This is a genomic window from Ramlibacter sp. AN1133, assembly GCF_037890035.1.
Lineage (GTDB): Bacteria > Pseudomonadota > Gammaproteobacteria > Burkholderiales > Burkholderiaceae_C > Ramlibacter.
Map to the genome: position 1 here is coordinate 1 of NZ_JBBKTQ010000017.1, position 22360 is coordinate 22360.

Consider the following 22360-nt stretch of genomic DNA (forward strand, 5'->3'; position numbering starts at 1 on the left):
CGCCTGCACCGAACGAGAGCCTAGATATTTGCGGGACAGGACACTAGCTGTCTCCCAGCGGCAGGTTGCGTCCGTGAGCCGCAGGACGAATCTGCTGGGCCACGGCTTCCAGGTCGCGTTCCAGGCGCGACAGGGTTTGGGGATCCAGATGCATGAGTGCATCGGGCAAGACGCCGGCGAACGGACCCGGAGCCTTGGCCAGTGCCTTCTGGCCCTTGGCCGTGAGGTACAGCTGCACGAAGCGGCGGTCGTCGGCCTCGCGTGCCGTCACCACCGTCTTGGACTCAACCAGCGCGCGCACCAGATTGCTTGCGGTGGACTGGTGGATGTCCATCGCAGCGGCCAGCTCATTGACGCCGGCCCCCGGCTTGGAATTGATGACGCTCAGGGCCCAGAGCTGCGCCCCCGTGACGCCCGCCTTGCGCTCCACCGACCGGAAATGGTTCTTCACTGCGTTGAAGATCACCCGGAATCTCCGCAGCACCCGCGCCGCCTTCTCAGGGTGTTTGCTGTCCGGCTCACTCGATGGACTTGCCTTCCTGGACGCCTTGGCGCCCTTGGTGGTCCGCTTCGCGACGGATGCGGAGACAGGTTTGGTGGATCTCGTCGACATGTGGGAGGGGCATCAGCAGGCTGCACCACATCATATTCATCGGTGCCGGTGCAAGTGATCGCATCAGACACACTTGTTGCGCGATCGCGTCGGCAACGCACCCCGCCATGCCACGCCCAGTCCGGGACATCCCCTTGCTTTGGGACGAATGCGTTTCCCGCGGCCGAGCAGGAAGACCGACTGGCCACTGTTCTCCCATCATGCATGTGCCACGCCCGGGCACGGTGTCAGCGCACCCTCAGGAGCAGCCCCACATGGTCCCCAGCCAGACGCATTGCAGGGGAGCTGCCCCCATGGTCGCCGTCTGCGGCGCGAACGCGGTTGCATCGTAGGCATTGGCCATGGCCACCTGCGTGGCCAGCAACGCCCGATTCGCATCCCGGATCGCCTGGTTGCGCCGCTCACCCGCCGGCTCCCTCGCCATGGCGTGGACGGACTGCCGCAGGGAATCGGCCGCCGCCATCAGTGCGCGGACGGACTGGTCGTATCCGCTTCCATGCATGCGAGTCGCGGCGGTGGACCGGTACTCGGGCGGAAGATCGACCATCGCCTGCTGGGTCTTCAAGAGCGCTTCCTGCGCCTTTGCAATCGCGATGTCGCGCTCCGGACCCGGCACCTTGCCCGCAAGCGACTGGATCGCCTCCCGAAGTTCCTGGCCCGTTGCCTCCAGACGCTGCATGGCCGCGGAAGTGGTGGCAGGCACCGGTGCCATCGTGACCGAAGGCGGCGGCTGCATCGTGAGCCTGGCACCGGGAACCTGCGCCTGGCTGGCACAGGCCAGCGTCGCGACCAATGCTGCAAGAACCTTGATTCTGGTGAACATGACTGCTCCTCTACACAAGTTGATGACCTGCGGGGAGGGACTGCGGGCATCGCGACCCGCGGTGGCCCTCGCCACATCCCCGAATCATCGTGCTGCCTGGCCCACTTGCATTCGGACGAAGCCATATAGCGCATGGCAGACGGCTCCCACGCAGCAGTGCACCACCGGACTTCCACGGAGCTGCACGTAAGGGTCATCCCGTGGTGCGAACCGCGGCCGCGGCCTGCAGCCGTATATTGGAAACGACCGCGAGTCCTTCCATGCACTGCGCCCACGCGATCGCGTTCGAGGCGGCCGCCGCCCTGGACCAGTACGAATCGGACCTGGCTTTCCTCCGGGACGGTGATGCGCAGGCTTGCGACTTCGCGCGAGCCGATGCCGAAGTCCGCGCTGCCTGCAGCCGGTGCATGCGCCTTCCGCAGCTGTGCGTCGATGCCATCGCGCTTCTGCTCTCGCATCACCGCCTTCTGGCGGAACTGGGCCGCCCCGGAGAGGCTCGCGCACGCCATGCACCTCTCGCCCGGTTGCAGTCACACCAGAGGTGCATAGCCCGCCTGCGGCGCCAGTGCCGCAAGCTGTTCATCGCCCCGCACCTGCAGTAGCGCCGGCGCTCAAGCTCTGCACCTGCTGCGCAAACGCCAGCAGGGTGGCACCGCACAGGCGTGGGCAGGCGCGATTTCGGCCCGCAGCAGCTCACGGCCATGTAGCATGTGAACGCATTCCTGCCAATGCGATCCAACTGCGACACGTGACCGGGAGCAGACCTTGAATCGCCGCGACCTTCCCTACCTTTGCCTTGCGGGCTGCGGCGCCGGGGCTCTGCGCACGGCGTCCGCCGACCTGGGCCGCCCCCTCTTCCCGCATGGCGCAGCAGGCGGGCTTGCATGGGCCGATCCGCATCCCCGCATGGAACTCCCGCAGCGCGAGAACGCGCGGCAGTCCGGCACGCCGGCGGTCGACGCACCGGTGCTCCCTGACCAGGAAGGGGCGCGGATGCTGCCGCCGGTGGGCTCGGGTGGCTGATTCTCTCGGCGTGCGCGCCGGCCGCGCGGCGCGAACCGCGGTCCTGGTCCCATGACGGCCGTCCTGCTCTTCGCGGCCACCCTGCTCGTGGCGGCGCTGCTTTCCGCGCGTGCGCAGCGCACTGCGCTTTCCATTTCGGTGCTGTTCCTGGCGGTGGGCTTCGTGGCGGGCCAGCTGGGGTGGATTCGCGTATCCGCGCAAAGCAGCACTGTCACGGTGTTCGCGGACGTCGCACTGAGCGCCGTGCTGTTCTCCGACGGCATGCGGATCACGGGCGCCGGCTTGCGGCGCGACTGGGGCTTGCCGGGTCGCGCCCTGCTGCTCGGGTTCCCGCTTTCATTGCTGGCTCTGGCACTGCTGGCGCATTGGGCTGCAGGGCTGGCCTGGGCACAGGCGGTGCTGCTGGCGGCCGTGCTCACCCCCACCGACCCGGTGTTCGCTGCGTCGATGGTGAAGCGCGATGAGGTCTCCATGGGGCTGCGCAGGCTCCTGAATGTGGAGAGCGGTGTCAATGACGGCTTGGCGCTGCCCATCGTCGTCGGCATGCTGGCGATCCTGGACGGCTCCCATGGCGGGTTCGCGGCACCGGTCCTCGACGTGATGGGCGGCGCAGCGCTGGGTGTCCTTGTGCCATGGGCGGCTGATCGGGTGCGTGCCGCCGCGCGCAGCCGGCTGGAAGGGGCTTATACGGCCCTGTTCACCCTCGCGGTCGGAATCCTCGTTTACGCCGTCGCAAAGCTCACGCACACGAACGAGTACATCGCGGCCTTCTGCGCCGGCGCCACCCTCGCCTCCTGCGGTCCGCGCACCCTGACCGAGGAATTCGCCCCGCTCGGCGAGCACCTCTGCGAACTCCTCAAGTTCGCCACCCTGCTCGCATTCGGCGCGATGCTCACCCCTGCGCTCTTCGCCGGCGTCAGCTGGGGCGGCTGGGTCTTCGTGGGCGCAGCGCTGCTGCTTGCACGCCCCCTGGCCATGGCTGCGGCCCTGTGGCGCAGCGGGCTGCGAGGCCGCGAGCGTGCGGCCGCCGGCTGGTTCGGGCCGAAGGGCTTCGCCTCGGTCGTATACGCCTTCCTGGTCCTGCGGACAGGTGTGGCAGGCGCCGAATCGGTGTTCGCCCTGGCCGCCGTCGTGGTGGCAGTGTCGATCGTGGTGCATTCCTCCAGCGACGTTCCGGTCGCCCGTTGGCTGGGCAAGACCAGCGCCTGAGGCCGGCGGATTCCTCCCCCGGCGGGACCCTCCTACGTGCGCTGTCGGTCGCATCCGCCGCCGCAAATGCAATTGGACGAATACATTGGCCGAAAGGAGGGATGTGGCATGAAGTTCGTCCGCACCGCTTGCGCACCGCTCGCCGCCGCCCTGGTGCTCGCAGCGGGCCAGGCCGCTGGTTCGCCGCCGCCCACCGCCCCGCCTTCTCGCGGACTGGCGGCCGCGGGCGTGAGCGACGCCCGCATCGACCTGCGACAGGCCGTTCAGGTCGTCCACGACATGAAGAGCGACCCCCGCGTCGCCCGACTGCTGCGCGACGCCAATGGCGTGCTCGTGCTGCCGGACTACGGGCGTGCTGCGCTGGGCCTGGGCATCCAGGCTGGCGAGGGGGTGCTCGTCACCCGCCACGGTCGCACCTACAGCGATCCGGCGTTCTTCGATCTGGCGGGCATCAGCCTCGGACTGCAGGCGGGTGTCTCCGGCGGGCCGGTGGCGCTCCTGCTGATGACGGACCGCGCCGTGCAGCAGTTCCGCTCCAATCGCAGGCTGTCGCTCGACGCCGCCGCAGGCCTGACGATCGCGGCGTACTCCGCGCGGCACCAGGTGTCGCAAGGCAGGCTGCAGGATGTGATCGTCTGGTCGGGGACCGACGGGCTGTATGCCGGGGCTGCGCTGGGGGTGACGGACATCGTGGCAGACGCCGAGGCGAACCGCGCCTACTACGGCCGGCACGTCACGCCCAACGAGATTCTCGGCGGACTGGTGGACAACCCGCATCCGAACGTGCTGGGGCTCGTGTTGGCCATCTGAGTCCGGCCGGCACGCAAGTTGACGCGACATCACTTCGACAGCCTGGGAGATGGCATGACCACATTCGCATTCGCATCACGTCCGAAGCTGTCCGCAGCGCTATGGCTTGCCGTAGTGGCCACCACGGCGACGGCCCAGCCACACGAAGCCACCCGGGGCAAGCTCACGCTACGCAGTTCGACAGTCGCCAGCGTCACGATCGACAAGGCCACGGCGCGCCGCCACGGCATCGATCAGGCCCCGGACGTGGGCGTCCTCAACGTGCTGCTCGCCCGGACGGACGAGGGTTTGCTGCATCCCATACCCGCACGCGTGGAAGCGCAAGCCTGGTCGCTGTCGGGTGTGCGCCAGCAGATCGAGATGCGGGAGGTGCGCGAGGGAGGCCGCGTCTCTTACGTGGGAAGCTACAACTTCCTGCCGCGGGAGGTGATCGATTTCCGGATCACCGCCAAACCCACCGACAGCCGCGCCGCCCCGGCGCTTTCGCTCGCGTACCGCGACCGGATGTGGAGCCCCTGACACGAGCAGGAACGAACGTGGCTAGTGTGCACAGGCGGCGAAGGACAGGGCCGACCTGGGGACGCGATTGCAGGGGCTGGCGCGGGAGCCGGACCGGTATCGAATGGATATCGCTGCAGGGGCATTCGCGCCTGTGAACCAAACGGAGGCTCCATGTCAGACCATGCACACGTGCACCGGAAGCCGTCGATGCGTTGCGCAGCTGCGCTTGCATTGCTCGCCATCGGCTGGGCGGCCCAGTCCGCACACGCGCTCGATCGGAGCGGAGCCGGCCATGACCGGGCAGCCCCTGCGCAGGTGCAAGCTCTGGCCCCGCGACCCGACGGGACCGGCGGCGCGACCGGAAAGATCACCAGATCGCCGGTACTGGGGGCACGCGCACCGGACGGGATCATGGGAGGGGCGATCCCGAGCGCGGTTCCCGGCTGGACCCCCAGGCCGTCAGATGCGAACGATGCGTACGTCTACATGCCCGATGCCGGCTGGCGTCTGGGCGACACGCCGCAAGAGCGATCGCAGAACCGGGCGCGCGCGCTGGGCGGCCCCGTCGCCGCGGCGGCGCGCTGACGCCGGCGTCCTCCTGCCAGGCCGCGGGGGATGTTCATCTCAAGGTGTACAGGTAGCTCGCAATGTCGCGCGCCTGGGGTTCGGTGATGCCCATCTCGGGCATGCCGTTGCCGGGTACCACCTGCTGGGGGTGCTGCAGCCATCGCATCAGGTTCTCGGGAGTGTTGCGCAGCACGCCGGCGACGAACACCCGGTCCCCGATGCGCGTGAGCGGCGGGCCGACGTTGCCGCGGGCGCCGCGGATGCCCGGAATCGCGTGGCAGTTGCCGCAACCGAAATCCCCCATGAGCTCCCGCCCGCGGCGGGCGTCCCCGCCCGGCACCTCATAGGCCGGCGGCTGGTGCCGCGCCTGCGCCAGCGCAGACACGCCCGCCAGTGCCAGCAACAACCCGAAGGCGGCCCGCTTCATGTCCCGCAGCCCGAAAGGGCGAGATGGCTCGCCAGCGCATAGCTGGCGGCCAGCAGGATCAGCCCGCTGGTGAGCACGCCCGCCATCGACATGAAGCGGGTGCGGCCGTCGCCGCTCTCCATCAGTCCCTTGCCGCCCCCGGGCTTTTCGCGCGCGGTCTGCCGCCAGTTGCGCCAGGCGACGAGCGCCGCGACCGCGGCGATCGCCATGGCCGTGGCGTCGCACGCGGCCAGCAGCGGTGTCACGGCCAGCCGTGCCGCGGCGAGCGGGACGTCCTGCGGAAAGCAGGCCCGGCTGCTGATCACTTCTTCGACGGCGAGTTGCACGAACCACGCGGTCGGCGGTGCGAGCAGGCACGCCCAGACCAGGAACGGCGACACCACGTGCCGATGCGGCGCCGGGTGCTCGGCCTGGCCGGGTGCTTCGGCGCTCGCGGGTGGCGCGGTCATCCTTGCACTCCCAGGTAGGGCGAGAGGTAGATGGTGGCGAACACCGCCACCCACACGGCCGTCACGAAGTGCCAGTAGATCGCACCGATGGAAACGGCGGAATGCCGGCGTTCATCGAAGTAGCCGAAGAAGGCCCAGACGAGCAGGAACAGCAACATGACCAGCCCGGCGAGCACGTGCGCCATGTGGAAGCCGGTGACGGTGAAGTAGAGCGAGCCGTAGGCATCGGTCGAAGGCGTGAACGACTTGTTGCGCCACTCGATCAGCTGCAGCCCCAGGAACACCACCCCCAGCACGATCGTTGCAGCCAGCCCGATGCGCAGCGGCCCGGCGCGGCCCCGGCGGATGCCGCGCTCGCCCCACCACATGGTGGCGCTGGCCGCCAGCAGGATCGCGGTGTCGGGCAACGCGATGCCCAGCTTCGGCGGACCGCCCGGCGGCCACGGCGCATGGGCCTGCGCCGCCACGTAGAAGTAGCTGAAAAGCAGGTACCCGAACAAGGCCGCCTCGGTGGCGAGGATGCTCCACATGCCCCACCAGCCGGAGGACAGGCGCCCGCGGCTGCCCACCACCAAGGGCCGGCGCAGGTCGAGCACCTGGCTTTCAGCTTCCGTCATGGGCGAACTCCGCGGTCTGACCGAGTTCGGTCTCGGGCCACAGCCAGGCCACGATGACCAGCAGCGCCAGCGCGGCGCAGGCACCCAGCGCGATCCAGCGATGCAGCAGGGCGGCGGTGAAGGCGCCGGCCAGCGCCAGTGTCAGCAGCAGGGGCGCCGGCGAATCGCCCGGCATGCGCAAGATGACGTCGGGCTCGGCGTCGAGCACCGTCGTGCCGATCGTCTCGCGGCCGTGATCGAGCAACAGCCCCTGGTCGACCTGCGAGCGCGTGCGGACGCCCTCGAGCCGGTCCTCCCACAGCGGACTGCGGCTGCCTACCGTGGGGATCACCGCGAAGTTGTAGGGCGGCGGCGGCGAGGACGTGGCCCACTCCAGCGTGGCCGCGTCCCACGGATTGGGCCCTGCCGGCTCGCCGCTGCGCAGGCTGCGCAAGATGTTCACCAGGAACAGCAGCACGCCGAAGGCGAACAGGTAGGCGCCCCAGGAGATCACCGCGTTCACCGCGTCCCAGCCCATGCCCGCGGGATAGGTGTAGATGCGCCGGGGCATCCCCAGCAGGCCGGCGATGTGCATGGGGAAGAAGCCGACGTTGAAGCCGATGAACATCACCCAGAAGTTCCAGCGCCCCAGCCGCTCGTTCATCATGCGGCCGGTCATCTTGGGGAACCAGTAGTAGGTGCCGCCGACCACCGCGAACACGTTGATGCCGATGATCACGTAGTGCAGGTGCCCCACCACGAAGTAGGTGTCGGTCAGCTGCCGGTCCACCGGCACCGACGCGGTCATGAAACCGGACAGCCCGCCGACCACGAACAGCAGCACGAAGCCGGCGAAGAACAGGAAGGGCGTCCTGAACACCGGCCGGCCGGTCCAGATCGTCGCCAGCCAGGCAAACACGGCGACGGCGCTCGGCACCACGATGGCGAAGCTGGCGGCGCTGAAGAAGGACAGCGAGACCGGCGGCAGCCCGGTGGCGAACATGTGGTGCACCCAGACACCGAATCCCAGCACCATGGTGGTCACCGTGGACAGGGCCACCGGCGTGTAGCCCACCAGGGGACGCCGGCAGAAGGTGGGCAGCGCGTCCGAAACGATGCCCATCGCCGGCAGCACGATCGCGTATACCCACGGGTGGCCGAACATCCAGAACAGGTGCTGCCACAGCAGGGGCTGTCCGCCTGCCGTGGCGTCGAAGAAGTGCATCCCGAACTGCCGCTCCAGCCACAGCATGAAGAAGGCCAGGCTGACTGCCGGCACCGCCAGCAGGTTGCCCACGGAAGCCGTGAGCGTGCCCCACACCAGGATCGGCACGCGGTTGATCGACATGCCGGGGGCCCGCGTGCGGAACAGCGTCACGACGAAGTTGATCGATCCCACCGTGGTCGAGACGCCCATCAGCACCATGCCGAGCGCGTACATGTCGATGTTGACGCCGGGGTTGTACTTCCTGCCGGAATACGGGGTGTAGTTGAACCAGCCCGCATCGGGGGCGCGTCCGAGCAGGAAGCTGGCGTACAGGAACAGCCCGGAGGCCAGGAAGATCCAGTACGACAGCGCGTTCAGGCGGGGAAAGGCCATGTCGCGCGAGCCCAGGATGAGGGGCCACAGGTAGTTGCTGAAGCCGGAGAGCACCGGCAGCGCGTACAGGAAGATCATGGTCACGCCGTGCATCGTGAACAGCTGGTTGTACTGTTCCGGGGTCAGCAGCGTGCTGTCGGCGTGCCCCAGTTGCACGCGGATCACCGCCGCCTCCAGCCCGCCGACCAGCAGGAACAGGAACGACGTGACCAGGTAGCGCAGCCCGATCTCCTTGTGGTCGACCGAGGACAACCAGCCGGTCACGCCGGGGCGCGTCTCCCACAGTGCCTGCAGCCGTTCGGCGATGCGCGGGTCGTCGGCGGGCCGCGCCGTCGCGGGCTGGCGCATGGAAGCTTGCACGGGGCTGTTCAAGCGGCGTTCTCCTCAGTGCAGCGTCTGCAGGAAGCCCACGATGGCCTGCAGTTCGGCGGGGCTGACGGTCTGGGCGGGCATGCGCGTGCCGGGCTTGATGGCACCGGGGTCGGCGATCCACGCGGCGAGGTTGCCGGTGGTGTTGGACAAGGCGCCGGCGGCGATGGTGTTGCGCGACATCAGGTGGGTGAGGTCCGGGCCCACGATGCCGCCGGCCGGGGTGCCGCGCACGGTGTGGCAGGCCCCGCAATGGGCCACGAACTCGCGTGCGCCCCCGGCCTGCGCAGTGGCGGGCGCCGGCGCCGGCGCGGCGCGCAGCTGGTTGTCGCGCCAGCGTGCGAAGTCGGCGGGCTCGTCGGCGACGACCTGCATGGCCATGTGCGCGTGCTGTGCGCCGCAAAATTCGCCGCACTGGCCGCGATAGGTCCCGCGCCGGGCTGCATGCAGCCACAACACGTTGGTCTGGCCCGGGATCATGTCGATCTTGCCCGCCAGTTGCGGGATCCAGAACGAATGGATCACGTCCTCGCTGGCCAGCTCCACCCTTACCGGCCGCCCGACGGGGATGTGGATCTCGTTGGCGGTCTCGAAGCCGCGCGCCGCCGCGTCGTCGCGGTAGTGCACGCGCCACCACCACTGCGCCCCGGAGACGCGCAGGGTGAGCTGCCCGGCGCCGGCCGGCATGGCGGTGGCGCGCAGCGTCAGCATGGTCCACACGGCGCAGCCCGCCAGCACGACCACCGTGATGCCGACGCCGATGTAGATCCACGGCAGGCCGCCGGCATCGGTGCGCACCGCCAGGGCCCCTGGCGCGGCCGGTGGACGGCGCCGCAGCACGCCCCCGGCGAGCAGGAGGAACACGGCCGCGAACACGATCACCGAGATGATCGCCAGGCCCCAGCCCAGCGTGGTGACCGGATCCGCCGAGTCCCCGAAGGTGTGGACATACGACAGGGGTGCCCCCGCACCTGCGACGCGGGACACAAAGGCGCCGGCGGCGAACGCCCACGCCGCGCGTCGCGCCTTCATGGCTTGCCGCCGGCGTCCGGCCGGGCTTCGGCAGGGCTGGTGGTGGCCGTCTCGGCTCCCGGCGCAGGTGCACTGGCACCCTGCTGCACGGTGCGCGCCACCTCCGGCGGGAAGTTGATGCCGGCGCGGTCGCCCTGCAACCAGGCCTGGTAGTCCTCGGCCGGGAAGGTGCCGCCGAGCGACTGGATGTAGGCGACCAGCTTCCAGATGTCGTCCGGCGGCAGCGCCGGATTCCAGGCCGGCATGCCTTGCGGCCGCCCCTCGTAGATCGACTTGAACACCAGCACCGGCGTGCCGCCGTAGCGCCAGTAGTGGTCGGTGAGGTTGGGGCCCATGCCGCCTTTCGCGCCGTAGCCGTGGCAACCCGCGCAGTTCATGTGCAGGAACAGTTGTTCCCCCTGGCTGACGGCCTGCGGGTTGCCGCCGTAGGGATTGCGCTGCAGCGCGCCCGGCGGCGTCTCCTGGCCCCCGGCGACGTCGCCGAGCGGCAGCGCCAGGATCTGCTGCATCGCCGGTCGCGCCTGCGCCGGCGCGCTGGTGGTGCTCCCCCCTTCCATGCGCTGGCAGCCGGCCAGCCAGCCGCAGGCGCAGAGCGCCACGGCCACCGCACGCTGCCCGCCGGGGCAGGTCACTGCTTGCCTCCCATGCCGTGGTCCGGGCGCGAGGCCGGCCCGCCGCCTTCGGTGGTCAGCATGCCGGCGCTGCCGTGAGGTGAATCGCCGCCGAGGGAGAACACGTAGAGCGTGCTGCCGCGCGGCGGAAATCCCGGCATGCTCGAACTCACCATCGCGGCGCCTCCGACGCCGGAATAGATCGCGATGTACTGCCGGCCATCCGGCCCGAGGTAGGTCATGGGCTGGCCGACCACGCCGGAGCCGAGCTTGTACGACCAGAGCACCGTGCCGGAGCGTGCGTCGACGGCCCGGAACCAGCCGTCGGCCGTGCCGTAGAACACCACGTCGCCCGCGGTCGCCAGCGCGCCGCTCATCGTCATGAACTTCTCGCGGACGGACCACGCCTTCTTGCCGGCGACCGGGTCCCAGGCCATGAACTCGCCCCAGTTGTCCCCCGGCCCGGCGTAGCGCTTCATCTCCATGCCGTCGTAGGGCGTGCCCGGGATGTACGACTGCGGGTGGTCCGTCAGGTCCATGCAGATGTTGAAGATCCCCGCGTACACCAGCCCCGTCCTGGGTGAGAACGCCGAGGGCTGCCAGTCCTTGCCCCCGATGTCCGGCGGGCAGACCTTGGGCAGTTTCACGTTGGGCTTGGGCTCCATCGCCGGGTCGACCATGGGCATGCCCGTCTTCAGGTCGATGCCCTTCGACCAGTTCTGGTACGCGAAGGGGGAGGCCACCAGCACCTCGCCGGTGGTGCGGTCCATGGTGTAGGCGAAAGCGTTGCGGTCGAAGTGCACCAGCACCTTGCGCCGCTGCCCCTTGAAGTCGAGGTCCAGCAGCATGTTCTCGTTCACGCCGTCGTAGTCCCACTGGTCGTGCGGGGTGAACTGGTAGGCCCACCGCGCCATCCCGGTGGCGGCATCGCGGGCGAAGACGGCACTGGTCCACAGGTTGTAGCCCGGGCGCTGCGTCGGCACGCGCGGGCCCGGATTGCTGGTGCCGTAATAGATCGTGTCGCTCTCCGGGTCATACGAGATCCACGCCCAGACGGCGCCCGCACCGCGCCGGGCCATTCCCGGCGGCCAGGTGCTCACGCCGAGGTCCTTGCCCTTCATCCAGTCGTAGAAGGGCCGGAATCCGGCGCCGATGCGCACCTCCTCGTCCGTGCCCGTGCTGTAGGCCCGCCACAGCTCCTTGCCGGTGACGACGTCGAGCGCCGCGATCCAGCCCCACACGCCGAGCTCGCCGCCGCTGTTGCCCACGTAGACGCGCTTGCCGACGGCAAAGGGCGCCATCGTCATCGTCTCGCCACGCGTGACGTCGCCCATCCTGGTGCGCCACAACTCCTTGCCGGTGGCGGCGTCGACGGCGATGGTGTGGTTGTCCAGCAGGTTGTAGATCAGCTTGCCGTCGACCAGCACGCCGCCGCGATTGACCGTGTCGCAGCAAGCCTTGCCGATGGACACCGGTGACGGATCCGGCGCGAACGACCATTTGATGGGGGCACCGGGCTTGGTGAGATCCAGTGCGTAGGCGATATTGGGGAACGGCGTCACCAGGTACATGGTGTTGTTCGCCACCAGCGGCGCGGCCTCGTGCCCGTTCTGCGTGCCATCGGAGAAGGTCCACGCGGGCCGCAGCTTCGCGACATTCGACGCGTTGACCTGCGTCAGCACGCTGTAGCGGGTGTTCGCATAGTCACGCGACTGCATGTGCCATTCGCCCGGGGGGGTGTCGGGCGCGAAGCTGGCGGTCGTGGCCGCGCCGCAAACCGCACAGGCCGTGCCCGCCAGGGCGATGCCCGCCAGTCTCCTGCCCGGTGCCAGGCCGGGCAGCGAAAGGCACGCGCGCGCGAATGCAGCGAATGCATGCAGCAACATTGTGGGCTCCTGTATTGTTGGGATGTATGTACCGGCCCGCTCCCCGGCATTCTTGCCGCACCGAAGTACCTTCGGACCAATATATTTATCATGAAGCGGCTCATTGTTAGACAGGACGAGCTGGCGGACGCTTTCGGCCGTTGCGCCCTGCCGGACGGCGAGCGCGCCATGGCCATGAGCCGAACGCGCAAGCCATCGCGTGCAGGAGCTTGACGAGGATGAGCCGCGCGCGCCACTCCTGCAAAGCGACGAAAGCGATCCGACTGCGCGCGGGACCAGGGCTGGCCTGCTCTCCGTCTTGTCAACGAGCACTCGACGCGCCTTGCTGAAGGTGGGGCGTTCCGGCCCGGTTTCTGCGGAGACGGAACCAGCAGGCTGATCGAAGACGCCCATTCACGAAGACGGGCGGAGCAGAATCGGTTCCAGGCGCAACGTGCGAGGAGGCGGCGGTATGTGGTTCAAGTCTTGGGGCGCCGCGGCGCAGGTACTCGTCGCCGGGTTCGCCAGCTATGTACTGCTCGTGCTCCTCCTGCGCACGTCCGGCAAGCGCACGCTTTCGAAGCTGAACGCCTTCGATCTGGTGGTGACGGTGGCAATGGGATCCACGCTCGCAACCACCCTGCTCTCGTCCGAAGTGAGCGTCGCCCAGGGGACGGCAGGGTTCCTCGTGCTCGTGCTTGCCCAGTACGCGGTGGCGAAGATCTCGGTGCTGTCGCCCCGGTTCGCGGGGCTCGTTCGGGCGCAGCCGCGACTGCTCGTCGACCAGGGGCAACTGCTGCACGACGCGCTCCGCCAGGAGCGCGTCACCCGTGGCGAGGTGCTGGCCGCGATCCGGCAGGCAGGGCTGGGCCGCCTTGCCGAGGCCGCCGCCGTGGTGCTGGAGAGCGACGGCTCCTTCAGCGTGATTCCGGCGCGCGGGACGCCTCTCGAGGTGCTCCAGGACGTCAGGAGGTGACACGGTGCCGGAACACGGCGCGTCGGGGGAACCGCAATGAATTTGCGCAAATCAGTGGGAATGCTCCTACCGCGGTCCGCCCCTTGTCCTGATGTCCACCGGGAGAAGTCCTGGCAAGCATGCCAGGCATGAACACGCAAGGATATTGCGGGGTGCGCGGCCCCCGTGGCCTGTATCGACGCCGCGTCTGGCCGACAGCACTGCTGCTGGCCGCAGCCACCGGCCTGCAGGGGTGCGGCAAGGGCGTGGAACCAGGTGCAACGTCCAACCCGGTCGCCCCCGGTCGGCCCGGCACCGGAAATCCGGTTGTCCAGGTTGCGCCCGTGATGCCGGGCAGCATCACGGAGTCGCCGGGCATCGGCGGCTCGCGCGGCCTCATTCCCGAAGGGGCCACCGGCGACGCATCCCCGCCGGCGGAGGCACGAAGGCCGGGCGTGGGTCTCGACGGCGGCCTCGCCGGCGGCGCCGCTGGCGCGGGCCCGGCCGCGGCTGCGTCGGGCTCGGCGCCCGGCGCCGGCCCAGGCAGGAAGTAGCTGCCACCCATGTGGTTGCGCTGGCCCAGGATCGTCCTGCTGGTTCTCACCCTGGTACAGGGGCTGCCCGCCCCGGCTGCACCGCGCGACGCGGCCGCCGACATCAGCCTGGTGGCCGGCAGAAAGGATGCACGGCTGCAGCAATGGCAGTTCATGCGCCGGGCTGCCGCTGCTGCACACTCCCAGGTCATCGCCGGAAAGCTCGCATCCATCCGTGGCAGCACGCCGGAGGTTCGTGCGTTCGGCAGGCAGTTGATGAACCGCCGGCAGAAGACGGGCAGGCGACTTGCGCTGCTCTCGCTGCGCACGCAGGTGCCACTGCCCTCCCGCCCCGACACGCGGGACCGCGCCGCCATCGGGCGGCTACGTTCGCTGCGCGGCGAGGAATTCGACCGGCTGTTCCTGAAGCACTTCGGCGTGGAAGTGCAGGAGCGCGAGCTCTCCCTGTACCGTTCACTCCTGCGCCACGCAGTCGGCGAGCCTGGCCTGCGCCGTCTCGCGCAGCAGGCCTCGCCGGCCGTCGCGCGGCACCTGGAGGCCGCGCGCAAGCTGCTGCACGAGGACCAGCAACCGGGACCGCGCGACCTGCAACCGCCGATGCCCGGCGCGTCAGCGGACGCACGGACATCGCAGCAAGAGGTGCGCTCCAGCGCTGCCGGGCGCAGTGCAGGCTGGGATGCGGAGGAGCGCGAGGCCATGGAAGGCATCAGCCGGGCAGCCGATGTCCTGCGGCGCATGAAGCAGGATCCGCGCATGGATATGCTCGTGCGCCGTGCCCATGGCGTGCTCCTGTTTCCCCAGTATCGCCGCGCGGGCGTCGTCCTGGGCGTGCGGGCCGGCCAGGGGGTGCTCGTGACCCGCACCGACAAGGGCTTCAGTGCTCCCGCCTTCTATCGCATGGAAGGCGGCAGCCTCGGCTTGCAGGCAGGTGCAGCGAGCGGCGTCACCGCGTACCTCCTGATGACCGAAATCGCGGTGCAGCAATTCCGTACCGTTCGGCAGATATCGTTCGATGCCTTCTCCGCAGTGACGCTGGGGCCGGATTCGCAGCAGTGGCAATCGTCGAAAGGCAAGGTGCAGGACGTGGTCGTCTGGTCCGGCACCCGGGGCGCTTACGCCGGAGCCGGCGTGGGCATGACGCAGATCGTGCCGGACGCGCAAGCCAACCGGGCGTACTACGGCAGGGATGTGAGCACCGCCGAAATCCTTGGAGGAGCCATCCCGAATCCGCACGAGAACGTACTGGAGGACCTGCTCGGATCGTGAGAGCTCCTCGGGCCCGGCCACTCGAACGAGACACCCGGCGGGAAGCACCGGGCCTGCAGTTGTGCCCGCAGGAGCTCACGCACGCGCGTCACCGGAATCGGTCTTCACCCGGGCGGCATCCAGGTGGGCAAGCATGCGTTCGAGCACCAACCCCAGTTCGGCGGAGTGGTCCAGGAAGAAGCGCGCGCGCGAGCTGCGGTCCTCGCGGCCGATGCGGACGGTCAGCCAGTCGTCGGCCGCGGACTCGAACACCGGCTCGTCATTCACGTCGTCCCCGAAGAACACCGCGCAGTCCGAACGGGACTGCTGCACGAGCAGGTGCAAGGCCCGCCCCTTGTCCGGAGCACCCACGGGCACGACGTTTTCCACCATCTTGCCGGGAAAGGTCCAGCACTGCGCGTGCACTTCCCCCAGCGTCTCGCGAATGAGCTCGCGAGCCACGGCCGGCTGCGCCGCAAGACGGTAATGCAGTGCCAGCGACAAGCCCTTGTCCTCCAGCGTCACCCCCGCCTGGCGCAGCGCAGCGCCGCGCGCGCGCAGGAGTTCGCGCACGGGGTCGAGTTCCGCGCCGCGCGGATCCGACGCCTTCTGCCCCATCTCCGCACCGTGGTTGCCCACGATGTAGCGAGGTTCGAACCCGAGCCTGTCAGGCAGGTCGGACGCGCGCCGACCGGAGATGACAGCGACTGGCAGCTGCACCGCCAGGCGGCGCAGCTTGCCGGCCACGCACGCCGACACGCGAGCCTTTTCCGGGCGCGGCACGATCGGCGCGATCGTGCCGTCGAAGTCGAATGCGAGCAGGGGCGAGCGCCGCATCGCGTCGGCGATCGCCGCCTCGCCGCGGGGCTGGAGAAGGTGCGGCATGCGTGCCGATTCATCGCGCTTGAGAAAGATGGCAGCCTCCGGGTCCTACGCACTGCATGGGGCCGCCCATATTGCCAGAAATGAATTTCCCGGCGCGGGGGCAGGTTGCACCGCGGTTGATTTGCACAAATGCAGATAGCTCCTCAACTTGCCTTCTCCACGAGCCGGACCGCGTGCTGTGCCGTGTGCCGGCGCTCGATCTCGGGCCCGGCCCAGCGGCGCAGTTTCCGGGCGTCTTCGGCGCGCGTGGACAGGCTGCCGGCATCCAGCACGACCAGCACCAGGCTGCGGCCCTGCGCCGTGCGCGTGAGCATCGCCATGCATTGCCCCGCTTCGACGATGTAGCCGGTCTTCTGTACCGCGATCGCCCAGCCGGAATGGCGCACCAGGCGGTTGGCGTTCAGGTATTGCACCTTGTACCCGGGGAAGACGGCCAGGTGGCGCCCGGCCGTCGTGTACCTGCGCACCTCGGGATAGTTCGACGCGGCCAGCACCAGCGCCGCCACGTCGTGGGCGGTGGCCCGGTTGTCGTTCGACAGTCCGGTAGGGTCGGCGAAGCGGCTGTGGTCCATGCCGAGTTCCTCCGCCTTGCGGTTCATCTGCGCGACGAAGGCCGGCACACCGCCGGGATACGTACGGGCCAGCGCGTGGGCGGCGCGGTTCTCGCTGGACATGAGGGCCAGCTGCAGCGCGTGCGCGCGCGTCAAGGTGGTGCCCACGCGCAGCCGCGACCGGCTGTGCCGCAGCGTGTCGATGTCTTCGCGAACGATGCGGATGCGCTGCGACATCGGCAGGTGCGCGTCCAGCAGCACCATGGCCGTCAGCAGCTTGGTGAGCGAGGCGATCGGCAGGATGGCCCCTTCATTGCGTCCATACAGCACCTCGCCGGTCTCGCCGTCCACGGCGAGTGCCACGCTGGCGGTCAGGTGCAGCGGATTGGGTGCGCGGTGCAGGCCCGCGCGGCGGGCCAGCGACAGGTCGGGGTCGTCGCTGGTGGGCACCGGCTCGTAAGCAGCGTCCGGCGGATGGATGGCCTCGGCGGACTCGCCGGCGTCCGCCTGCGCATTGCTCTCGACGTCGCCGCGAGGCACCGCGGGCTCGACGCGAGGCGGCACGATCGGTGGCGGCACGCCGGCGTCCGGCGCGGGCAGCGCCGCCTCCGGGGCGCCCCGAACGACCACGGAAGGCTGCTCGCCCGGTGCCCCGGACGGCGGGCGCCAGACCACCCAGGCGCTTCCGAGCGCCGCGACGAGCACCGCCACGCCGATGAACAGGCCTGGTCGCGGCTTGCGGAATGGCGGGAATGCACGGGCGAGCGGCACGGGTCTTTTCCTCGAGTCGGTCCAGGCTAAGCGCGCCCGGCGAGTGCGCGTGTAGTCGGCAACCCGCGCGCGGCGTGCGATCAGGCGTGCGCGAAAACACAATCGGTGCGCGCACGTACGTGCCGACCCTGGTGCCTGCGATCCCGCCCCTCCAGCCCCGTGCCCGATGCGTGCCCAGGCCGCTGGCCCGGACGACCGGTCGCCGTGGCCCACCGCCTACCCGCGCGTCCCAGGGCGTGGCGGGAAGCTCGGGATCCGGCTCGTCGAAGCCGCGCGGCGATGGTCCCGCGCGGTCCGTCCGCAGCGACGCGCCGACCCGCGCGACGCCGCACGGCAGCGAGTTCCTCCCCCGCGGCGGACACGAGGTCGGCCGGCGGCGGTCGGCGAAGTTCAGCGCGCCAGGGCAGCCGGCGCACCGGCAGCCGGGGCGCCCATCGCGCGCCTGGTTTCGCGATTGACGAACTGCCCGTCGCCGTAGTAGCCGTATCGGTCTTCCGTGAAGGGCCGCATCCGCAGCACGGCGGAGCGGTCGGCCACCAGCGAGAGCGCGTCCTGGCGCTTGCCGCGGTGGAGGGATGCGATGTCGACAGCGGCGCGCTTGTCTGAGCCGAACCAGCCCCGGTCGAATCCCACCACCACATACTGCACCTGCTGCCGACCCGGCGCGAACACGAGTTCCTCGATGGTGCCGATCTTCTCGCCCGTGGTGGCGGCGACGATGGAGCTGCGCATCAGGTCCGACGCACGCACGAGGTCCTCCGGCGCCCGCTCACCCAGGCCCCAGTCCTTGTCCAGCCGGGCGATGCGGGCACGATCGCTGAAATAGTCCTTGTTCCAGCCGGAGCTTTCGATCCCCGACTGCTCGAGCCGCTCGCGGGGAATGTCCACGATCACCTCGTCATCCACCATGCGCAGCCGCTCGACGGGAATGGCGAACACGCGCTCCAGCTGGAGGAAGCCGGGGTCGAAACGCAACACTGCGAAGCGTACCTTCCCGGTCGCGAGATTGACGACCACGTCTTCGATCTGCCCGATGTCCTGGCCCTGCGGGTTGTGGACGTTGCTGCCGATCACGCGGCTTGCGCGCAGGCCCTGTTGACGCACCCATGACGAGCCGGCGGACCGCGCGCTGCCTGGTGCCGGCTGCTGCGCGCGCTGCTGCGGCTGGGTGGGGGAGTCCTGCGGCTGCTGCGCGTGTGCATTCAGGGACGCCGCGAGCGTGAGCGCCACTGCCGGCCAGAGCAGGCGCGAGGTGCGAGGTGCTTGTGAGGGATTCATGCGTTTTCTCTCCTGTCGTGACCCTGGTACCTTGGAGCGGGGCGCGCGGGCCACCAGGAAGGAATGATTCCGCATCGAGGTAGGAGGTCTCGCACGCGACGGCCGTCTTGCGCGGCACCCGCGCTTTTCGGTGTCGTGGCCCCGGGCACCCCCGTACGGATGCACCCGCAGGCAAGGAACTGCGGAACCGGGCGTGCGTCTACCGGGGATGGAGGCATCGAATCCGACGCGTGGCTTCTGGTCGCAGGCCAGGTACGCGCTGCTTGGAATGTGCATTGCCGCCGCGGGCGCGATGCTGGTGTGGCAGTTCTATCCCGGGTTCTGGAAATCTCCACCCGAGGCCGCACTGGCAGGCGCCGTGGCAAGGCGGGAAGCACTGCGCCAGGCGCATGTCGGCGAACCTGCTGCGGTGGCCGCTCCGGCGCAGGTGCAGGCGCTGGCGGTGCGCGGCCCCTGCGACTTCGCGCCCCTGCTCCCGCCGCGAAGCGCCGCGGATGGACGGCTGCGGATGGAACACCCCTTCCCGGCGTCGCCCGCCGCCAAGGCGAAGGTGTTCATGCGCAAGGCGCAAGGTGCGGCCGCCAGCGGCCGTGCGCGCGACGTCGAAGTGGCGCTGATCGCCGCCTGCCGCTACGACGCGCAGGCGTCGAAGGCACCCACCGTGCCGCTGGCGCGTGTGCTCGGCCTGCTGGGCGAGCATTACCGCGCCGCGGCGATCGACGAGGATTCGCCTGGGCTGCGCGAGGAGCTGATCGCCCGCGCGCGCGAAGTGCTGACTGTCAGTGCGGTCACGTATGACAGGGCGCTCGGGCCCAACGCGGCGCGCAGCCGCGAAGCGCACCGGCGCCTCGCGGGCCTGGACGAGAACCTGATCGCCGCCATCGATGCACCGCAGCCCGCCAGGCAGGAGCCCCTCACGGCCACCAGGCCGCCGAGGTTGCAGAAGGCACGCGCTGCGCCTGCGCGGGAAACGGCGGCTCCTGCAGTCGAAGAGCCGCGCGCCCGCGGACCGTCAGACGCGCGTGTGAGGCAGGACGCGCAGGGCTCGCCGGCACCGCTCGACAGATCCGACCCGGAGTTGCGCCAGCTCGCCGCCGATCTGGAGCGCTTGCGGTTGCAGGCGGGGGCCGTGAGCGAGGACCCGGAAGGAATGCGGCGCCGGTCCGAGCTCGCTGAACGGCAGCGCGAGCAATGCCGCGACGCAGCGTGCCTGCGGCAGTGGTATGCGCACCGCCGGCAGGAGTTGCTCGCGGAGTTCTGAGCAGGCGCGCCCCGGCCGTGCCCGCGGGGCGTGCATCGCCCGCGGGCTCATGTGCAGACGGAACCCGCCGCGGCCGGCGCGGGAAGCGGACAGCGAAACAGCTTGAGCGAGTGGGCCGTCAGCAGTGTGCGCTCTCCCGCAATGCGCGTCTCCTCCGCGCCGTCGCGCGCAGTATCCACGACCATTTCCCAGCGCTCGCCGCCCGCCAGGTCCGGAAGGGTGAAGTCGAGATCCTGGGACCAGGCGGACATCACCAGCAGCAGGTGGTCGTCGCAGACGGCACGGCCGGCACGATCCGTCTCCTCCAGGCCGTTGCCTGCGAGGAACATGGCGAGCGACTGCGTGTGCGGATTGTTCCAGTCGTCGCCCGCCATGGGCTGGCCGTCGTGCCGGAACCACATCACGTCGCGGACACCGCTGCCGCGGATCGGGCGGCCCGACAGGAAGCTCCGACGCCGCAGGGCCGGATGGCTGCTTCGGACGCGCAGCAGTCGGCGCGTGAAGGCCAGCAGCGATTCGTCGAGGCCCTCCCAGTCGAGCCAGCTGGTTTCGTTGTCCTGGCAGTACGCGTTGTTGTTGCCCCGCTGCGTCCGGCCGAATTCGTCGCCCGCCACCAGCATCGGCGTTCCCTGGCTCAGGAGCAGCGTGGCCAGCAGATTGCGCTGCTGGCGTGCGCGCAGGGCGGTCACGCGCGGATCGCTGGTGGGGCCCTCGGCACCGCAGTTCCATGAGCGGTTGTCGTCGTGGCCGTCGCGGTTGGATTCCCCGTTGGCGTCGTTGTGCTTGTGCTCGTGGCTCACGAGGTCGCGCAGCGTGAAGCCATCGTGGGCGGTCACCAGGTTCACGCTCGCCGACGGTTTGCGGCCGTCCCCCTGGTACAGGTCGCTGGAGCCCGTGAGGCGGTAACCCAGGTCGCTCGCGCGGCCACCCTCGCCGCGCCAGAAGGCACGGATCGAATCGCGGTAGACCCCGTTCCACTCGGCCCATTTGACGGGGAAATTGCCGACCTGGTAGCCACCCTCACCGACGTCCCAGGGCTCCGCGATCAACTTCACGCGGCTCAGGACAGGGTCCTGGTGGATGATCGTGAAGAAGCCCGAGAGCTGGTCGACCTCGTGCAGCCCGCGCGCGAGGGTGCTGGCCAGGTCGAACCGGAATCCGTCCACGTGCATCGTGGTGACCCAGTACCGCAGCGAGTCCATCACCAGCTGCAGCGCCTGCGGGTGCCGCACGTTCAGGGTGTTGCCGGTCCCGGTGTAGTCGAAATAGTAGCGGCGGTCCTCCGGGACCAGCCGGTAGTACGTCGGGTTGTCGATGCCTTTCAGGCTGAGGGTCGGCCCCAAGTGGTTGCCCTCGGCTGTATGGTTGTAGACGACGTCCAGGATCACTTCCAGTCCGGCGGCATGAAGTGACTTCACCATCTGCTTGAACTCCGGAACCGTTGCCGCAGCGTCGCCGCGGCGGAACGAAGCGCTGTACCGGAGATCGGGGGCGAAGTAGCCCAGGCTCGAATAGCCCCAGTAGTTGCTCAGGCCCTTGTCGACCAGGAAGGGGTCGTCCACGTGCGCATGGACCGGCATCAGCTCCACCGCCGTGACGCCAAGCTTCTTCAGGTAGCGCAGCATCGCAGGATGGCCCAGTCCGGCGTAGGTGCCGCGCAGTTCCGGCGGCACGTCGGGATGGCGCATGGTCAGCCCCTTCACGTGGGCCTCGTAGATGACGGTCCCGTGCCACGGCGTGTTCGGGCCGCGATCGTCGCCCCAGTCGAAGTCGGGATCGACCACGAGCGCGAGCGGTGCGGCGCGCTGCTCGACGTCCGCCGGAACCAGGTCCGCGTCGCGGCCTCCCGGCACGTACGAGAAGCCGCCGCGGGCGAAATCCTCCAGACCATCGATCGCGCGGGCGTACGGGTCGAGCAGCACGACCTTCGGATTGAAGCGAAGCCCGCGCCTGGGATCGTAAGGTCCATGGACGCGATAGCCGTACCGCTGCCCCGGACGCAGTCCGGGCACGTACCCATGCCACACGAAGGCCGTCTGTTCGCGCAATGCCACCCGCGACTCGTGGCCGGCCGCGTCGAACAGGCACACCTCGACGGCCGTTGCATTTTCCGAATAGAGCGCGAAGTTGACCCCTTCCCCGTCCGGGGTGGCGCCCAGCGGATAAGGCGCTCCGGGCGTGACAAGGAATTGCGCGAGATCGGAGAGCGCCGGAACCCCTTTCATCTCCGGTCCTCCCGGGGCGTCGATCCGTCATCGTCCGGTACGCAATGCATTTCCCCAAATGAACTCCGTGCCGGTACGGGTAGCGTGATGCGAAGAGCCATGGTCGCATGGTTGCGCCGCACTCGAAGCGCAGCCGTAGG

21 protein-coding genes are annotated in these 22360 nt (G+C 69.5%); 8 read left to right on the forward strand and 13 right to left on the reverse strand.

Annotated features, from left to right (window positions below):
* Positions 1–43: 43 nt before the first annotated feature.
* Positions 44–613: a MarR family winged helix-turn-helix transcriptional regulator gene (locus tag WG923_RS20635; RefSeq protein ID WP_340352879.1), complete on the reverse strand. Its 570-nt coding sequence runs from the start codon at positions 611–613 to the stop codon at positions 44–46.
* Positions 614–851: 238 nt separating this feature from the next.
* Entirely contained in the window at positions 852–1436 is a 585-nt protein-coding gene (locus tag WG923_RS20640) for a hypothetical protein (protein WP_340352880.1), read from the reverse strand.
* 260 nt (positions 1437–1696) lie between these two features.
* On the opposite strand from WG923_RS20640, the gene WG923_RS20645 reads away from it, so the two are divergent.
* The 4 genes from WG923_RS20645 to WG923_RS20660 all read left to right on the forward strand — a co-directional run bounded on the left by WG923_RS20645 (position 1697) and on the right by WG923_RS20660 (position 4997).
* Positions 1697–2038, forward strand: a complete 342-nt coding sequence (locus tag WG923_RS20645) for a hypothetical protein (protein ID WP_340352881.1) — start codon at positions 1697–1699, stop codon at positions 2036–2038.
* A gap of 472 nt (positions 2039–2510) precedes the next feature.
* Positions 2511–3668, forward strand: a complete 1158-nt coding sequence (locus tag WG923_RS20650; protein WP_340352882.1) for a cation:proton antiporter domain-containing protein — start codon at positions 2511–2513, stop codon at positions 3666–3668.
* Positions 3669–3776: 108 nt separating this feature from the next.
* The gene (locus tag WG923_RS20655; protein ID WP_340352883.1) at positions 3777–4478 is read left to right on the forward strand and encodes a lipid-binding SYLF domain-containing protein; all 702 of its coding nucleotides are present in this window, start codon (positions 3777–3779) and stop codon (positions 4476–4478) included.
* A gap of 54 nt (positions 4479–4532) precedes the next feature.
* Positions 4533–4997, forward strand: coding sequence for a DUF4426 domain-containing protein (locus WG923_RS20660; protein WP_340352884.1), 465 nt, complete (start codon positions 4533–4535; stop codon positions 4995–4997).
* A gap of 601 nt (positions 4998–5598) precedes the next feature.
* On the opposite strand, the gene WG923_RS20665 is transcribed toward WG923_RS20660, so the two are convergent.
* From WG923_RS20665 to WG923_RS20695, 7 genes are read right to left on the reverse strand one after another with little or no spacing between them, the layout of a single operon-like run.
* The gene (locus WG923_RS20665; protein ID WP_340352885.1) at positions 5599–5973 is read right to left on the reverse strand and encodes a c-type cytochrome; all 375 of its coding nucleotides are present in this window, start codon (positions 5971–5973) and stop codon (positions 5599–5601) included.
* Positions 5970–6422 (reverse strand): hypothetical protein, encoded by a 453-nt coding sequence (locus WG923_RS20670; RefSeq protein WP_340352886.1) that lies wholly within the window; start codon positions 6420–6422, stop codon positions 5970–5972. The genes WG923_RS20665 and WG923_RS20670 overlap by 4 nt, the downstream gene beginning before the upstream one ends.
* Complete coding sequence (locus WG923_RS20675; RefSeq protein ID WP_340352887.1) at positions 6419–7039, reverse strand: cytochrome c oxidase subunit 3; 621 nt, start codon at positions 7037–7039, stop codon at positions 6419–6421. Before WG923_RS20675 ends, WG923_RS20670 begins: the two co-directional genes overlap by 4 nt.
* Positions 7026–8966: a cytochrome c oxidase subunit I gene (gene ctaD, locus WG923_RS20680; RefSeq protein WP_340353006.1), complete on the reverse strand. Its 1941-nt coding sequence runs from the start codon at positions 8964–8966 to the stop codon at positions 7026–7028. The genes WG923_RS20675 and ctaD overlap by 14 nt, the downstream gene beginning before the upstream one ends.
* Before the next feature lie 36 nt (positions 8967–9002).
* Entirely contained in the window at positions 9003–10019 is a 1017-nt protein-coding gene (gene coxB, locus WG923_RS20685; RefSeq protein WP_340352888.1) for a cytochrome c oxidase subunit II, read from the reverse strand.
* Positions 10016–10651, reverse strand: coding sequence for a c-type cytochrome (locus WG923_RS20690; RefSeq protein WP_340352889.1), 636 nt, complete (start codon positions 10649–10651; stop codon positions 10016–10018). The genes coxB and WG923_RS20690 overlap by 4 nt, the downstream gene beginning before the upstream one ends.
* Positions 10648–12516 carry a PQQ-dependent dehydrogenase, methanol/ethanol family gene (locus WG923_RS20695; RefSeq protein ID WP_340352890.1) on the reverse strand — a complete coding sequence of 623 codons (1869 nt, stop codon included), beginning with the start codon at positions 12514–12516 and terminating at the stop codon, positions 10648–10650. The genes WG923_RS20690 and WG923_RS20695 overlap by 4 nt, the downstream gene beginning before the upstream one ends.
* A 451-nt stretch (positions 12517–12967) precedes the next feature.
* Between WG923_RS20695 and WG923_RS20700 the strand changes: the two genes are divergently transcribed.
* From WG923_RS20700 to WG923_RS20710, 3 genes are all read left to right on the forward strand, one after another.
* A complete protein-coding gene (locus tag WG923_RS20700) occupies positions 12968–13471 on the forward strand; it encodes a DUF421 domain-containing protein (RefSeq protein ID WP_340352891.1) in 504 nt (167 codons plus the stop codon).
* A 128-nt stretch (positions 13472–13599) separates the two neighbouring features.
* A complete protein-coding gene (locus WG923_RS20705; RefSeq protein ID WP_340352892.1) occupies positions 13600–14004 on the forward strand; it encodes a hypothetical protein in 405 nt (134 codons plus the stop codon).
* Between the two features lie 9 nt (positions 14005–14013).
* Positions 14014–15270: a DUF4142 domain-containing protein gene (locus tag WG923_RS20710; RefSeq protein ID WP_340352893.1), complete on the forward strand. Its 1257-nt coding sequence runs from the start codon at positions 14014–14016 to the stop codon at positions 15268–15270.
* A gap of 75 nt (positions 15271–15345) precedes the next feature.
* Here WG923_RS20710 and otsB read toward each other — a convergent pair whose 3' ends face one another.
* The 3 genes from otsB to WG923_RS20725 form a co-directional block, all read right to left on the reverse strand.
* Positions 15346–16134: a trehalose-phosphatase gene (gene otsB / locus WG923_RS20715; protein ID WP_340352894.1), complete on the reverse strand. Its 789-nt coding sequence runs from the start codon at positions 16132–16134 to the stop codon at positions 15346–15348.
* Between the two features lie 143 nt (positions 16135–16277).
* A complete protein-coding gene (locus WG923_RS20720) occupies positions 16278–17456 on the reverse strand; it encodes a D-alanyl-D-alanine carboxypeptidase family protein (RefSeq protein WP_340352895.1) in 1179 nt (392 codons plus the stop codon).
* 390 nt (positions 17457–17846) lie between these two features.
* On the reverse strand, positions 17847–18734 hold the full coding sequence (locus WG923_RS20725; protein WP_340352896.1) for a PRC-barrel domain-containing protein: 888 nt from the start codon (positions 18732–18734) through the stop codon (positions 17847–17849).
* 292 nt (positions 18735–19026) lie between these two features.
* On the opposite strand from WG923_RS20725, the gene WG923_RS20730 reads away from it, so the two are divergent.
* On the forward strand, positions 19027–19995 hold the full coding sequence (locus WG923_RS20730; RefSeq protein WP_340352897.1) for a hypothetical protein: 969 nt from the start codon (positions 19027–19029) through the stop codon (positions 19993–19995).
* 47 nt (positions 19996–20042) lie between these two features.
* Here WG923_RS20730 and glgX read toward each other — a convergent pair whose 3' ends face one another.
* Entirely contained in the window at positions 20043–22220 is a 2178-nt protein-coding gene (gene glgX, locus WG923_RS20735; RefSeq protein WP_340352898.1) for a glycogen debranching protein GlgX, read from the reverse strand.
* Between the last annotated feature and the right edge of the window lie 140 nt (positions 22221–22360).